Consider the following 14,736-nt stretch of genomic DNA (forward strand, 5'->3'; position numbering starts at 1 on the left):
CATTTTTTAGTGTTTTTTTAATTAGGTTTACTTTCAAATTAATTACTACTATAGACAAATTTTTTAAAAAAAGTTAAACAAAATTATAATTTTCATTAAATTTTATTATATAATAAAATTTATAAAAAAATATTTACAAAATATTAACTTATTGATATAATCAAAACATAAAATTAAAGTTTAGAATTATAATTTATATTGCTAAGAAAAGATAGATATATTTTTATAAGCTGTTTTTTTTATATAAATTATAATTGAAATTTAAAATTTAATATTTTATGGACTAGCTTTTTAAAACAATTTTGAAATTGTAATTTATAAAGCCCATAACAAAACTTGAAATAGTTTTTGTTATGGGCTTTTTTTATTAAAAAAATTTATTTTAAAAGGTAGTAAGTATTATAAAGAGAGGATATTACTATGATTAAAAAAATTAATTTATTTGTTCTATTAGCTTTTTTTATGAATATACTTGTTCAGGGTTTAAACTTAAAGAGTGTATCGGCCAATGAAAATGTAAATTTAGAAATTAACCTAAAAAAAGCTATTACAGGAACTGCGCCGTTCAATACTACGGGCATGGGACCGGGGCTACATCCTGGAGATGATTATAGTGATAATGATAATTATGTTCGAACAATGGACATAATTACTTATGAGATTCACTATTCAGTAAATCCAGCAGGAGGAGTAGCAAGCAATACTGTTATAACAAGTACAATACCACTTAATGCTGAAGGAAAAACCGTCGCTGTATGGGAAGATAAGTTAACTAATATGTATCCAGGGCTTATTATTTCAGATGGTGGAAGAACTTTAACTTATAATATTGGTAATGTGACAGCGGGAAATGCTTATACATTTTCACCTACTGCAAAAGTTTTAACCACTGCAGGAAATGGAGAGACATTTTCAGTATCAGCATCAATTAGTGCTGATAATGCGAATGTAAAAACTACACAACCATATACAGCTACAGTATCAGCACTGCCGAAGGTTGACTTAAGTAAACAGACAGATGGAAGCTTTGATGCACTGGGGCCTAACGGAGAAAAAGGAAAAGTTTATACCTTTGCCATTGGACTTACGATTGGTGATGGAAAAGGTGGGGAGGCTGTACCAGGTACAATAACTTTTACAGATGATTTGAGTAATTTTGGATTAGCAAATGCAAGATTGTATAACTTTGATGGTAAACCAGCGGTTGGAGTTAATGGAGATGGTAGATGCCTAGTATCTTTACCAAATGGGAGAACTGATACTACTCAGTACGATGAATTTTCAGTATCAGGAACACCAACAATATCAGCTACTCAATCCTCACCAGGAGCAAATGTAGACATAAGTATTAGCAATATAGATCAAGAGGGGAGATATTTCCCAACAAAAAATGCAAATGGTACTGCTATTTCAGCAGATAAAAAATATATATTTGCAGGATATATATCACTTTGGGTTGATTATAATGATATTCCTGTAGGTTATACCGATGTAATTAACAAATATACAAATTTATCTTTAACTGGAGTAAGTGGAACTCAAAATTATGGGGGGCAGCCGGAACCTTTAGATAATAATGTGATTAAATTTAATGTGTATAGAGCACCAGAGGGAACAGGAAATTTTTCTGCAAATTACCTTATGTACACCATAAGTGCAGATGAGTATAGGAGTTTACCTACTCAAATGGATATTTTATCAGGTGATGGAGTAGTGTATCCAGGACAGGTATTTGGATTGACTGCAACAAGCGGTAATGGAGGAAATATTCCATTAAATAATTATGAAATGCTTATTAAGATAGATCCAAGCAGGCTTAAGGTTACTGATTTGCAAGGTAAACCAGGTGTTGCATATGTACTTAAAGGTACCCCTGGATTAGATGATATTCTACAAGTACAATATGGAACAGGTACCTATGATAATTTTGATATACAACAAAATGACAATGCTAAAGATGCAACTTGGTATAATAGCACTACAGAAGCTTTAGATTCAGGAAGTGGACCTATAAATAAGGTTAGGCTTATTACAAAGCCAGGAAAAAGCCTACCTGTCGGTGCTGATAATATTATGTTTGGAGTAAATGTTGCAGCTTTAAATAATCCGATTAATACGGTAATACCTTCAGTTATGGCTGTTAGAGCTGACGAAGTAAATAGTGGAAACTGGCAAATGTCGAATTATGACCCAATAAATCATAACAGAAATTTAGGGGATAGGGTATTTATAACAGAAGTATTATCTAGAATACAAAAAGATACAGAGCCATCTGGAATTAAGACTTCTGAAGTTAATAAGGAAGTTACTTTTAAGATAACTCCTACATTAACTACAGATTCTAGATATACAAATGTTACTACAGTAGATAATGTTACTGTAACAGATACATTGCCAAAGGGGCTTACGTATATTCAAGGAAGCGGTAGTTTAGAACCAGACAGCGTAGTTAAAAATCAAGATGGAACCACAACTATTCAATGGACTTTAATAAATGTTAATATAAATGCACCTATTGAACCAATATTATATAAAACCATTGTTGATTTTAATGTTAAAAATGCAACGGTTTTAGAGAATAAAACGGTTATTAGTACACCATTAGACAGCAGTGCAGAAGCATTTAGGACTTCTAAGTATGGATTAAATATTGTAAATTTAAGTGCTTGGGGTATAGGTAAATTTACACCTGAACCTACTGTTGAATTAGGTGATGATTTAACATACACCTTAAAATATGCAGTGTTTAAGGAAGAAGCATTTAGTGATTTTAACCTCATAGATATACTTCCTTATAATGGAGATACAAGAACTCCTGCAAGTAATTTTAACGGCGGATATACAATTAAAGAACTTTCAGGAACTAATGGAGAAATTTTTTATTTTACAACAGATCCTCAAAGTAGTATAAATAGAGATCCTTCATTGAATACAAATACATGGATACCATATACACCTGAGGTAGCTATAGGTAAAAACATTACAGCTATAAAAATTCATGCAAATACTCTTACTTCTACTGATGGAGCAAAAGAAGTTACAGTTAAATTAGCTCCAGCTAATAATAAGGGTGGAGATATATACACAAATAATTTTAGTGGTAGAGTTTCAAATGTAAATGCTATTGTATATTCTAATGATGTTCCTATAACAGTGGTTTCAAGTTCTATAGGCGACTATGTATGGAATGATGCAAATGGTAATGGAGTAAAGGATTCAGGTGAATTAGGAATTCCTAATGTAACAGTAAATCTTTTAGATCAACAAGGGAATAAAATAACATCTACTGTAACGAATAGTGAAGGTTATTATAGCTTTAACGAATTACATTCAGGAAGTTATCAAGTGAAAGTTGATGAAAGTACATTACCTAATAATTTGATTCAAACTTATGATTTGGACAAGGTTTTAGATAATTCAACAATAATTCAGCTTGATGCTAATACACAGAATCATGATGTAAATTTTGGATATAAAGAAAAACTAGGAAATCTAGTAGTAAAATACTTGGAGAAGGGAACAAACAAAGAGCTTGCACCAGAGGTTATAGATATTCAAAAAGTAGGAACAGATTATACAACAAAAGCAGAAATAATATATGGATATAGCTTAGTAAGCACACCATCAAATGCAACAGGAAAGTATATAGATGGAACTGTAGAAGTAATATATTATTATACAGAAGCGATACCATGGATACCACTACTGCCAGCTGAAAAATTAGGAGATCTAGTAGTAAAATACTTGGAGCAGGGAACAAACAAGGAACTTGCACCAGAGGTTACAGATAAGGAAAAAGTAGGAACAGATTATACAACAACAGCAGAATCAATAGATGGATATAGTTTAGTAAGCACACCATCAAATGCAGCAGGAAAGTATGTAGATGGAACAGTAGAAGTAATATATTATTATGCAAAAACAATACCATGGACACCGTTAGAGCCAGCTGAAAGGTTAGGAAATCTAGTAGTAAAATACTTGGAGCAGGGAACAAACAAGGAACTTGCACCAGAGGTTACAGGTAAGGAAAAAGTAGGAACAGATTATACAACAAAAGCAGAAGTAATAGATGGATATACTTTAGTAAGCACACCATCAAATACAACAGGACAATATATAGATGGAACAGTAGAAGTAATATATTATTATACAAAAACAATACCATGGACACCATTAGAACCAGCTGAAAAGTTAGGAAATCTAGTAGTAAAATATTTGGAGCAAGGAACGAACAAAGAACTTGCGTTACAAATAGGAGATAAGGGTTTAGTAGGAACAGAATATTTCACAACAGCAAAAGATATTGATGGATATGAGCTGGTTGCAGTACCAAGTAATGAAAAAGGAAAGTATATAGATGGAACAGTAGAAGTAATATACTTCTATTCCCCAAAAAAAGTAACTATATCACAAAGTACAGCGCCACAAAACACAGTGCCACAAAAAGTATCACAAGGCATAGTACAACAAGATAAAATTGAAGAAGAAGCACCTTTATTGCCAAAGACTGGTGAAGAAGGTTACATTTTATATTATGTTTTAGGGGCATTGTTTTTAATCGCTGGATTAAGACTAACTTCAAGAAAAAGTAAAAAAAATATAGTGTAATTTAATAATTAGGCCTCTATAATGTATTCTATTTAATATATTATAGAGGTTCTTTTTTCAGTTTTAGAGTTTATATAATTTGTATTACATGTTGTATTACATGTTGTATTAAGGAATTGAACTTATACAATAAAAGTAGATTATATGAAATTGTTATTTTATTGAATAATGATATTTCTTTTTGGGATTAGTGAGCTTCCAGAAAGAAGTTTTGTTTGTTTTGTGCTATTAACAATATTTCTATTAAGAAAAATTTTTTCTTAAACTAAATGAATGAATCTAAGTAATTAATTATAAAAAAATTTACTATTTATTAAGATGATATAACTAAAAAAATTTATTGTCGTAAATAGCTAGTACTTTTTTATATTTGTAAAAACAACAGATATAAAAATTAATTTTGTAACCAAGTTTAAATATCTCCAGTATACTAAATTAAGAATTAATATAATAATTGTATATTTATATATCTGCATATTTATATATGAAGAACAGGAGGGATGGAAGTGGCAAAGTGGGTACTAGATGCAGGACATGGTGGCAATGACCCAGGGGCAATAGGTAAACATGGTAGAAGGGAAGCAGACGTAGTTTTAGAAGCAGTGTATGAGGCAAAAAGATTATTAGAAAGAAACGGAGAAATAATATTACTGACTAGAGCATCAGATGTAACGGTAGATTCAAAAGATAGAGCAAGTATAGCTAATAATTGGAATGCAGATTACTTTATTAGCTTCCACATGAATTCCTTTGTTGAAGAGTCAGTAAAGGGAAGTGAAATAGTAATATTCGAAAAAGGCCATAAATCAGAAGAACTAGCAAAATTTATAAAAGATGAGCTACTTGCAAATCTAAAATCTAATGATAGAGGAATAAAAGAAGCTAGCTATACTGTTTTAAGAGAGACAAGTATGCCAGCAGTTATTATAGAAGCTGAATTTATATCTAATGAAGACATAGAAAAAAACTTTAGTAGTATTAAATACGGGTACATGGTAGCCAAAGCTTGTTTAGCTATGGTTGATAAGGTTTTACTAGATGCTCCACCAAAAAAACCTAAAACTCCTACAAGAGAAGGCTGGAGAATTTGTATAGGATATTATCAGGATTATGAAGAGGCAGAAGTAGAATTAATGAAATTAAATAAGAATGGATTAAAAGAAGCTTATATTGTTCCTTATCCAGAAGAAAGTAAATGAGTAGCAGTTTAGAAAATAATTAGTCTGATTCTAATAAGTAATTAAGTGACAATTTTGGATAGGCTAATTATCTAATTAAAATTTTGAATTAAGATAAGTTTGTTTAACTCTAATATATTTTATTTAAATTTAATTTTAGACATTAATCTATAATTTAAAATTAGTATGCTAAAAAATTAAAAGCTATAATTCTGTATTGATATACGTGAAATTATAGCTTCTTTATATAAGTTTATTCAGAGTAAATAAAAATACATGATATTAAAATATTAAAAAAATAATAGCTCTTAAATGTATTAAAATATTAATTTTTTATTTTAGTGTAAAATTTTAAGTTAGAGAAATTATAAAAATTGACTATGTTACATGGTATAATTTGTATATAAAATAACTTAGATTAATGAATAATTGCAATTGATTGAGAAGGGAGTTATATTCTAAAGAGGAGTTTTCATGGAGATAATATTTGAGTTTTTATTTACTATATTGATTGAAGGCTGTTTTGAGGTGATTTCCAGTCAAAAAGTTAATATTGTAATTAGAAAAATTATTTTAGGCATTATTACACTTTTTTATGTTTGTTTAAGCATATTATTTATTATACTTTTGGTTAAAGTTAATAGCATTGTAGCTAAAATGATTTTGGGGTTAGCCATAACATTAATTTTATCAATTCTAATTAAGTTATGGGTAAAGTTATATAAAAACAAAGTATTTTAAGCAATGAACAATTTTAACTTAAGACTAGCTATTTAAATCATTAAAGCTAATGATTTTGTATTATTAATTAAAGGAGTTTTTAGCTAAATCAATATTATAAAAAATTTTAATTATTACATACTAAATAGTGGTGAAGAAGAAAAAAATGAATTTATTGAAAAAATAAAATCAATTATCTATGAAAGGAAATTATTATGAGTATTATAGATGTTATTATTCCTTTAATTTTTATTGTTATAACCCTTGATCAATTTAGATATATAAAGAAATTATTAGTAAGGACAAGAAAAAGCTTTACTGAAATATCTATTGTAGTACTAGGTATATTTATTTTTATAGGTATTACATATTTTTATGCAAGGGCTTGGATTCACTATATAATAGGAGTATTAGGTATTTTTATGTTTATAAGTATGTGGATTAAACAGGGGATTACCTTGAATGGTTTTACATCAATGTACAGGTATAAACCGTGTATACTATGGAGTGAAATTCAAAAAGTTTCGGTGATTTATGGAAAAGATATAAAGGTTAAATTATTTGGTGGCTTTATGGAGCAAGCCTTCCGTTTTAAAAAGAGTGATTATGAGAAAGTTACTGATATTTTAAGAGAAAAGCTACCTGCACAAGTACACTTAGATTTGATATATAATAAAGAATAGTAAAAAAATCTACTGATGTTTCAGTAGATTTTTTTAGAGGAATTTTATAGATTAATTTTTTCTATCATTAAAAGCTTGTATATTTCTTCTTCATCAAGAGTTTCTTCTTCTATAAGATTCATAGCTAATTTATTTAGAGTTTTTTTATTAGATTTAAGCAATTCTAGTGTTTCTTCATAAAGAGAGTTTACTAGTTCCCTACATTCTTCAACTACTGGATTTCCATAACTATTTGAAAGAGGACCTAGGCTTGAAAGTTTTAATAGTCCTAAGGTTTTACCCATACCATACTCTGCGATCATAGACATAGCTATTTCTGTAGTCTGGCTTAAGTCACCTTGAGCTCCAGTTGAAATTTTATCAACTCCAAATATGATTTCTTCAGCCGCTCTACCTCCTAAAAGAACCATAATTCTATTTTTAAGATAATCTAACCTTTGGTAAGAACTATCTTTAGGAATAGTTAATGTGTATCCGCCAGCTCCTTTAGTAGTTGGAATAATAGTTATTTTTGAAACTTTATCCTCTGGAGTTTTGAATATAGAAACAAGAGCATGTCCAGCTTCATGATAAGAAGTTAATAGCTTATCTTCTTCAAGATAATGACTTCTTTCTTTTTTTTCATGACCAGCAAGAACAATTGAATAAGCTCTATTTATGTGGTCTTGTCTTAATAATGTTGAATTATCTTTTGCTGCAATTATTGCAGCTTCATTAATCAAATTTTCTAATTTTGCACCAGAGAAATAAGCTGTTTTTCTAGCAATATCCTTTAAGTTCAGTTTATCATGTGGCTTATTTTCTAAGTGTAATGAAATTATTTTTTCTCTTGCACTAATATCAGGTAAGGCTACTTCTATATGCCTATCAAATCTACCGGGTCTTAATAAAGCTGAGTCAAGAGTGTCTAGTCTATTAGTTGCAGCAATAACAACTATACCTTCCTTTTCACTAAAGCCTGACATTTCTGTTAATAAAGCATTTAATGTTTGATCTCTTTCATCATTTCCACTAGAGGAACTTGAGCCACCTCTTTTTTTACCTATTGCATCTATTTCATCTATGAAAATGACAGCTTTACCTTGAGACTTTGCTTTTTTAAATAAATTTCTTATCCTAGCAGCACCAACCCCTACGTAAACTTGTACAAAATCTGATCCACTTAATGCATAAAATGGAACATTTGCTTCACCTGCAACAGCTTTTGCTAGTAAAGTTTTACCAGTTCCTGGAGAACCATAAAGTATTACACCTTTAGGCATTCTTGCACCGTAATTTTTATATTTTTCAGGATTTTTAAGAAAATCAACTATATCCATTAAGCTTTCTTTAGCTTCTTCATTGCCAGCAACTGAATTAAAGTTAAATAAATTATTAGTGTCTTCAGAAAAATCCTTAATATCTAAATTAGTTATACTTGATGCTCCAAGATTTTTTTTCTTTAGAGAAATAAAAACTATTGCAATAACTGATATTAAAAGAATGCTAGAAGAAATTGTTTTAGTAGGACTCATCACATTCGCATCTAGTACTTCTATATTGTTTTTTAATAACTCCTCTTTTAACGTAGGACTATTAGGATTATTAGTTGAATACTTTGATCCATCTTTCAAAAATATAGTTAAATTAGAATTATTATTAATTACTACTTTAGAAATATTATTAAGGGTTATATCTTCTAAAAAGCTTGAATATTGTTTATTATGGTTAGCTTTAGATGCAATGCTTGTATATCCTAAAAATATAGTAGAGAAAATTGCAGTAGCTATTGGTATCCAAATTAAATTTTTCTTTAGTTTGTTCATCATTACCTCCTAAATAGAAGATGAATTTTCAAGAATATTGTAACACTTTAAAATATTTAGTCTACTTAAAATCATATAATTTTCCAATGTAAGTATTGGTTCATTTGTAAAATCAAAATAAATCTTTTAAGTTCATTATAAATGGAGTATACTTTAAGTAAAATAACTGACTAATTAGACTAATATCTTTAATAAGTAATATAGCAAGGGGAGATTTTATAAAATGATTAACTCAACTGCGTTAACATCAGAAGATATTATTGAAATAGTTAATTTAAAATGCAAAGAAAAAGGAATAGAGGTAACCCATATAGAAATAACTAATGGAATAAAATTTTCAGGGAGAATAAATGCTAAAATAAATAGCAGTTTTAATGGTACACTATATATAAGAGAATTTGTTCATAATAAAATAATACTAGAACTAGATAGATTAAATATAACAAGCTTTGGAGTTTTAAAAAAGGCCAGTAATATAATTTTAAAAGCCATGATAAAGCTTCTTGGAGAAGATTATTTAAATATAAAAGGAAACAATATAATTATTAATTTAGAAAAGATAAATAGTGATAGTATTAGTTACAATAAATCAAATATATCAAACACATCAATAACTGATGTATATATTAAGGACAAGTACTTATATATAATTGGTACAAACTTAGATATGTATTTAAATGCATAAACGACTTTTATAATAGGAGGTAATTATGAATATATCAGGAATTAAGGTTTTGTTAACAGGAGATGATTTACTTAGTATAATAAATGATTTTGTAAAAGTAGACGGGTTAAATTTATCAAATATTGAAATTGGAGAAGAAATAAAATTACAAGGAAACTACAAAAAAGGGTTTAACCTAGAATTTATTGCAGGAGTAAAGCTTAAAAGAGTAGAAAATGGAATTATACATGGAGAAGTGTCATCCTTTAAGATAGCAAAAATGAAAATATTCTCTTTAGTAAGAAAAATGGCCTTAAAATATGCACTTAAATCACTAGAAGAAAAAGGTATTCATTATGAAGCTGGTAAGGTAGTAATAAACTTAAAAAGTATATTAAAGAATGTACCATATGTAGATTTAGATATTTCAGATATACATATTAAACAAGATATATTAAATGTAGATGTATCAAATATTAATATTTCCTTAGATGGAAGCATAAAGAAGGAAGAAATAGAAGTTGTAGAAGTAGAAGAAGTAGTTGAAGAAATAAGTGAAGATATAGAAAAAATCAAAGATTGTTATAGTAGTGGTAGAGGATATTTAGAAAATAAATTACCTCAAAAAATAAAGACATATAGTGATTATCTATTTATAATACCTGATATGACAGCTTTGTTATACAGGCTTTTAAAGGATAAGAGGGTACCAGTGAAAACTAAACTAATAATATCAGGTACAGTTGCATATGTAGCATTCCCAACAGATATTATACCTGACAACATTCCTTTTATAGGTAAAATTGATGAAATAGCAGTAGCATTTTTTGCTTTAGATAGAATTGTAGCTGATGTGCCAATTAATATAATATTAGAAAATTGGGAAGGAAAAAATGATATAATATTAGTTATTAAAAACATACTAGAATATGTAACTAACTTTACTGGAGCAAGAAATGTTGAGAAAGTATATAACTTTGTAGAAGAAGTAATGTCGTTGTAAAATTAGTAGATCTAGTTTTAAGGAGGATAATTTTGAAGTACTATTCAGTTTATAGAGGAAAATCGGAAGTACCTAAAATATTTACAAGCTGGGAAGAATGCAAAAAAGAGGTAATAGGACAAAAAGGAGCCATATATAAAAGTTTTAAAACAGAAAAAGAAGCCATTGAGTTTTTATCTTTAATGGCAAATGGAAGAAGTGGAAGCAAGGAAGTTAGAAAAGAAGAAGAAACTTTAAGTGAAAAGGGTCTTATTATATATGTAGATGGAAGCTTTATGCTTGATAAGGGAAATTTTTCTTATGGATTAGTAGCTATAAATGATGGAGAAGTAATACATAAAGAAAGTGGTGTAGGCTTTGACGAAGAAGCTATACCATTAAGAAATGTTTCTGGAGAAGTTTTAGGTGCTATGAAGGCTGTAGAATTTGCAGATAAAAATAATTTTAAAGAAGTAACAATAGCTTTTGATTATCAAGGTATTGAATGTTGGGCTTTAGGCACATGGAAAAGAAATAATAAGATAACAGCTTCATATCATGAATTTATGAAGGAAAATATGAGAAATATGAAGGTGAAATTTAAAAAGATAAAGGGTCATAGTGGTAATACTTACAATGATATGGCAGATAAGTTAGCAAAGGAAGCACTTATAAAGTAGTTCCATAAATTTCATGGATAAAGACATTAATATTACTAATAATAACTATATCAACTTTAAAATAATTATAGAGGTGATTTATATGTCAAAAATGATGAGAAATATGGCTGCTGGAGCAGTATTAGGTGTGGCAGTAAGTGCAATGATTTTACCACAACTAGATAAAAAGTCTCAAAGAAATATGAAAAGAGCTGGAAGAAGGGCTATGAATATGGCAGGAGACGCATATGACACAATAATGGGTTATATGAAATAAAACATTTAAAAGAGTAGGAAAATCCTGCTCTTTTTTCTTTTAATATTAAAGTTATATTGCAATTTTAAGCGGATTTAATTACAATATTTTTAATTTATTCCATGAATTAAATAAGTTTAATAAATAAAAAATAAAAAAATTATTGCAAAATTTATAATTTGACGAAAAACATCTAATTTATAGAGTGATTTATAATAATAACTATTTAAGTTTGTTAAATTATGATATAATTGAATAAAAACAAGAAAATTATTAATATATAGGAATGAAAAGGAAGAGTATTGATGGAAATTCTTGCATTAGGGGAAAAAATAAAGAGAAGAAGAAAAGAATTAGATATGACTCTTAAGGATTTAGCTGGAGATAGGATTACCCCCGGCCAGATAAGTTTGGTAGAATCAGGTAGATCAAATCCTTCTATGGATTTATTAGAATACTTGGCAGGTGCATTGCAAACTTCAGTAGAGTATTTAATGGAATCTGAAGAAACTCAAGCTGAGAAGATTAGTATTTACTATGAACAAATTGCTCAATCATACATTCTATCAGGAGATTATATAACTGGAGAAAAATATATAGAAAATGCTTTATACTATGTAGAAAAATATAACTTAGAATATAGAAAAGCCAAGATCCTATATCTGCGTGCTCAAATATATGTGGAAAAGAATGAGTTGACTTTGGCTCAGCAATTTTTCTTATCATCAAATGTAATATTCATTAAAAATAATAACTATGAAGAAGTAATAAACACTTTTTTAAATTTGGGAAAAATAACACTACATTTAAAAGCATACTATTCTGCAAGTAGTTATTTAAGACAAGCTGAAAAGGTCTACTTAGATAACAATATAGGAAATGATTCATTACTTGGTGAAATATACTACTATATGGCTAAATCCTATTTTAAGACTGAGAATATAGGAAAGGCTATAGATTATTCTTTTTTAGCAAAAAGTAAGTTTGAACAAGTTCATAATAGAGAAGAATATGCTAAGACACTTCTATTAATATCAGAAGAGTATAATAAAAAAGGTGACTTATCTAATGCTATAAAATATTCTCAAAAGACTTTGGAAGTTTACAAAGAGTTAGAAGAATTAAGCAATATTTCAGAAATAGAAAACAATTTAGGAAAGCTATTTTATGAGTTTGAAAATATAGAAGAATCTTTTAAGCATTATGAAATTTCCAAAGAAATTAGAATAAGAAGAAAAGATACTAAAATAATAGATACATTAATAAATATTTGTGAGAATTATATTAAATTAAAAAACATTCCAAAGTGTGAAGAAGTGTTAGAAGAAATAAGTTATTACTTAGAAGAAGATGATATGGGAAGATTAATAGATTTAAATATATTATGGTACAGAATTTATACTATAAAAGAAATGTCTAAAGAAGCAGAGTATATTTTATTAGATACATATAAATTAGCTAAAGCAAATAATTTGTATAATCAAGCTGGACAATTAGCTATTATGATAGGTAAATTCTATATAGATAATAAAAAAGATTTTGAAGCAGCTAAATATTTAGATGAGGGAGTTAATATTTTTAAGGAAATAGGAATACTTAAAAATTAATTCAAGCGGGGGTTTTAAATGGAAATATTATCAACTGGAGAGAAAATAAAGAGGGCACGAATATATCAGGGGATAACTTTAAAGGAATTATGTGGAGATAAGGTGTCCATATCAAAGATGAGCTGCATTGAAAATGGTAAGATAAAAGCTGATAAAGAGATTTTATACTATATATCTAATAAGCTTGGAATTGATTATGACTATTTAGTTAGAGATGTTGAGGAACAGATAGTTAGCAATCTTGAGTTAATAAGAAACAATTTAGTATCAGAAGATGAAATAGATAATGTAATAAATCATAATTTAAAGTATGCATTAGAATATTCCTATAATGATTTAGCTTTTGAACTTATACATAGACTATTTAATTTTTATGTAGAAAATAATAAGGTTGAAAATATACAGCTAATAATATCACAATATTATGACTTATATCAAAAGAACAATACTCGAGAGAATACAATAATTTATTATATAGATATGGCTACATTTTTTTATAGCATAAAAGAGTACAATGAAGCTGTAAATTATTATAGTAGAACAAAAGATTTTATAAAAGATTCTAAGGATTTTGATAAAATAAAGTACGCTTATATTTGCTATAAAGAAGGAAAGTGTTATGCAAAATTAGCATTTCTAGAAGAAGCATATACTTCATTAAAAGAATCAGTAAAATATATTGATTATATTACTGATTCTATGGAAAAGGGTGACATATATCATTGTTTTGCTATAGTTAGCATAAGATTAAAGAAAAAAGATGCTGATAAGTATATAAATATGGCTTATGAATATCAAAAAGAAGATTCAATGGTTATGGCAATAGCAAAAGGAAAAAATAGTGAGAGCTATTTTTATGTAAATGAAAGAGAAAAAGCAATTCAAGAAATTAAAGAGGGAATAAGTTTATTTCCATCTAATAATAAGAATAAATATGTTAAGTTTTTAAATAAGTGTATAAGAACACTATATAATAATGAAGAGTATGATTATGCTTATGAAATTTCAGATACAGCCTTAAACCATGCTATTGATACAGATGATATAGTTTTAATAGAAGATGCTTATTACTTAAAGGGAATGATTTTACAAAAAAAAGGCTTATATGTTCAAGCAGAGATGTATATGAACTTGTCGTTAGATTCTCTTTTTAAATTTGGTAATAAAGAAAAGAGATATAAAAGGTACTTGGATATGGCAGAGATGTATTATAAGCTAGGAGAAGTAAAGGATTCATTAAAATACTTTACATTAGCTATGAAGGTAAGTAAAGATTAATAAAAGGTAGTGTAGCACTACCTTTTTAACATTTAAGAATATTTATTTATATGGATGAAAAATTGATGTTAAAATACTTATTAATGAATAATTTGATAAAATACCAGGCATAAAGAATAAGCCTCTCATTGAAAATCAATCCTTTCTAAAATTTGAAAGTTATACTTATAATTAAATTATAATGAAATATAAGTATAAAAGAATTGACTTAAGTGTTAATATTTGAGTACATTTAAGTTATTAAAATTTAAAAAAATAATTTGAAAAAGTACAAAGAAACCATGAAATTTGGT

Annotated in this window: 11 protein-coding genes; 10 read left to right on the plus strand and 1 reads right to left on the minus strand. The window is 27.8% G+C overall.

The features are described 5' to 3' along the window. The first annotated feature begins 420 nt into the window (after positions 1–420). The 4 genes from ACYUEX_RS03665 to ACYUEX_RS03680 all read left to right on the plus strand — a co-directional run bounded on the left by ACYUEX_RS03665 (position 421) and on the right by ACYUEX_RS03680 (position 7,192). On the plus strand, positions 421–4,611 hold the full coding sequence (locus ACYUEX_RS03665) for a MucBP domain-containing protein (RefSeq protein ID WP_460286612.1): 4,191 nt from the start codon (positions 421–423) through the stop codon (positions 4,609–4,611). Between the two features lie 506 nt (positions 4,612–5,117). Beyond that, positions 5,118–5,810, plus strand: coding sequence for an N-acetylmuramoyl-L-alanine amidase family protein (locus ACYUEX_RS03670; protein ID WP_460286613.1), 693 nt, complete (start codon positions 5,118–5,120; stop codon positions 5,808–5,810). Positions 5,811–6,263: 453 nt separating this feature from the next. Beyond that, positions 6,264–6,530 carry a hypothetical protein gene (locus tag ACYUEX_RS03675; RefSeq protein ID WP_460286614.1) on the plus strand — a complete coding sequence of 89 codons (267 nt, stop codon included), beginning with the start codon at positions 6,264–6,266 and terminating at the stop codon, positions 6,528–6,530. A 194-nt stretch (positions 6,531–6,724) separates the two neighbouring features. Continuing rightward, positions 6,725–7,192: a hypothetical protein gene (locus ACYUEX_RS03680; RefSeq protein WP_460286615.1), complete on the plus strand. Its 468-nt coding sequence runs from the start codon at positions 6,725–6,727 to the stop codon at positions 7,190–7,192. A 44-nt stretch (positions 7,193–7,236) separates the two neighbouring features. Here ACYUEX_RS03680 and ACYUEX_RS03685 read toward each other — a convergent pair whose 3' ends face one another. Continuing rightward, positions 7,237–8,997, minus strand: coding sequence for an ATP-dependent metallopeptidase FtsH/Yme1/Tma family protein (locus tag ACYUEX_RS03685; protein ID WP_460286616.1), 1,761 nt, complete (start codon positions 8,995–8,997; stop codon positions 7,237–7,239). Positions 8,998–9,220: 223 nt separating this feature from the next. Here ACYUEX_RS03685 and ACYUEX_RS03690 point away from each other — a divergent pair, with 223 nt between their 5' ends. The 6 genes from ACYUEX_RS03690 (at position 9,221) to ACYUEX_RS03715 (ending at position 14,443) form a co-directional block, all read left to right on the plus strand. Next, positions 9,221–9,682 (plus strand): hypothetical protein, encoded by a 462-nt coding sequence (locus ACYUEX_RS03690; RefSeq protein ID WP_411168890.1) that lies wholly within the window; start codon positions 9,221–9,223, stop codon positions 9,680–9,682. Positions 9,683–9,707: 25 nt separating this feature from the next. Next, positions 9,708–10,664 carry a YkvA family protein gene (locus ACYUEX_RS03695; protein WP_460286617.1) on the plus strand — a complete coding sequence of 319 codons (957 nt, stop codon included), beginning with the start codon at positions 9,708–9,710 and terminating at the stop codon, positions 10,662–10,664. A 32-nt stretch (positions 10,665–10,696) separates the two neighbouring features. Continuing rightward, the gene (locus ACYUEX_RS03700) at positions 10,697–11,323 is read left to right on the plus strand and encodes a ribonuclease H1 domain-containing protein (RefSeq protein ID WP_460286618.1); all 627 of its coding nucleotides are present in this window, start codon (positions 10,697–10,699) and stop codon (positions 11,321–11,323) included. 82 nt (positions 11,324–11,405) lie between these two features. Continuing rightward, positions 11,406–11,579 carry a YtxH domain-containing protein gene (locus ACYUEX_RS03705; protein ID WP_411168887.1) on the plus strand — a complete coding sequence of 58 codons (174 nt, stop codon included), beginning with the start codon at positions 11,406–11,408 and terminating at the stop codon, positions 11,577–11,579. 284 nt (positions 11,580–11,863) lie between these two features. Next, positions 11,864–13,165, plus strand: coding sequence for a helix-turn-helix domain-containing protein (locus ACYUEX_RS03710; RefSeq protein WP_411168886.1), 1,302 nt, complete (start codon positions 11,864–11,866; stop codon positions 13,163–13,165). 18 nt (positions 13,166–13,183) lie between these two features. Further along, entirely contained in the window at positions 13,184–14,443 is a 1,260-nt protein-coding gene (locus ACYUEX_RS03715; protein ID WP_460286619.1) for a helix-turn-helix domain-containing protein, read from the plus strand. Positions 14,444–14,736 lie beyond the last annotated feature (293 nt).

The organism is Clostridium sp. CTA-7 (assembly GCF_054768095.1).

Coding starts and splice junctions, on each gene's coding strand:
- ACYUEX_RS03715 (WP_460286619.1), top strand. CDS start 13,184: ATGGAAATATTATCAACTGGAGAGAAAATAAAGAGGGCACGAATATAT.
- ACYUEX_RS03710 (WP_411168886.1), top strand. CDS start 11,864: ATGGAAATTCTTGCATTAGGGGAAAAAATAAAGAGAAGAAGAAAAGAA.
- ACYUEX_RS03665 (WP_460286612.1), top strand. CDS start 421: ATGATTAAAAAAATTAATTTATTTGTTCTATTAGCTTTTTTTATGAAT.
- ACYUEX_RS03680 (WP_460286615.1), top strand. CDS start 6,725: ATGAGTATTATAGATGTTATTATTCCTTTAATTTTTATTGTTATAACC.
- ACYUEX_RS03675 (WP_460286614.1), top strand. CDS start 6,264: ATGGAGATAATATTTGAGTTTTTATTTACTATATTGATTGAAGGCTGT.
- ACYUEX_RS03705 (WP_411168887.1), top strand. CDS start 11,406: ATGTCAAAAATGATGAGAAATATGGCTGCTGGAGCAGTATTAGGTGTG.
- ACYUEX_RS03695 (WP_460286617.1), top strand. CDS start 9,708: ATGAATATATCAGGAATTAAGGTTTTGTTAACAGGAGATGATTTACTT.
- ACYUEX_RS03685 (WP_460286616.1), bottom strand. CDS start 8,997: ATGAACAAACTAAAGAAAAATTTAATTTGGATACCAATAGCTACTGCA.
- ACYUEX_RS03690 (WP_411168890.1), top strand. CDS start 9,221: ATGATTAACTCAACTGCGTTAACATCAGAAGATATTATTGAAATAGTT.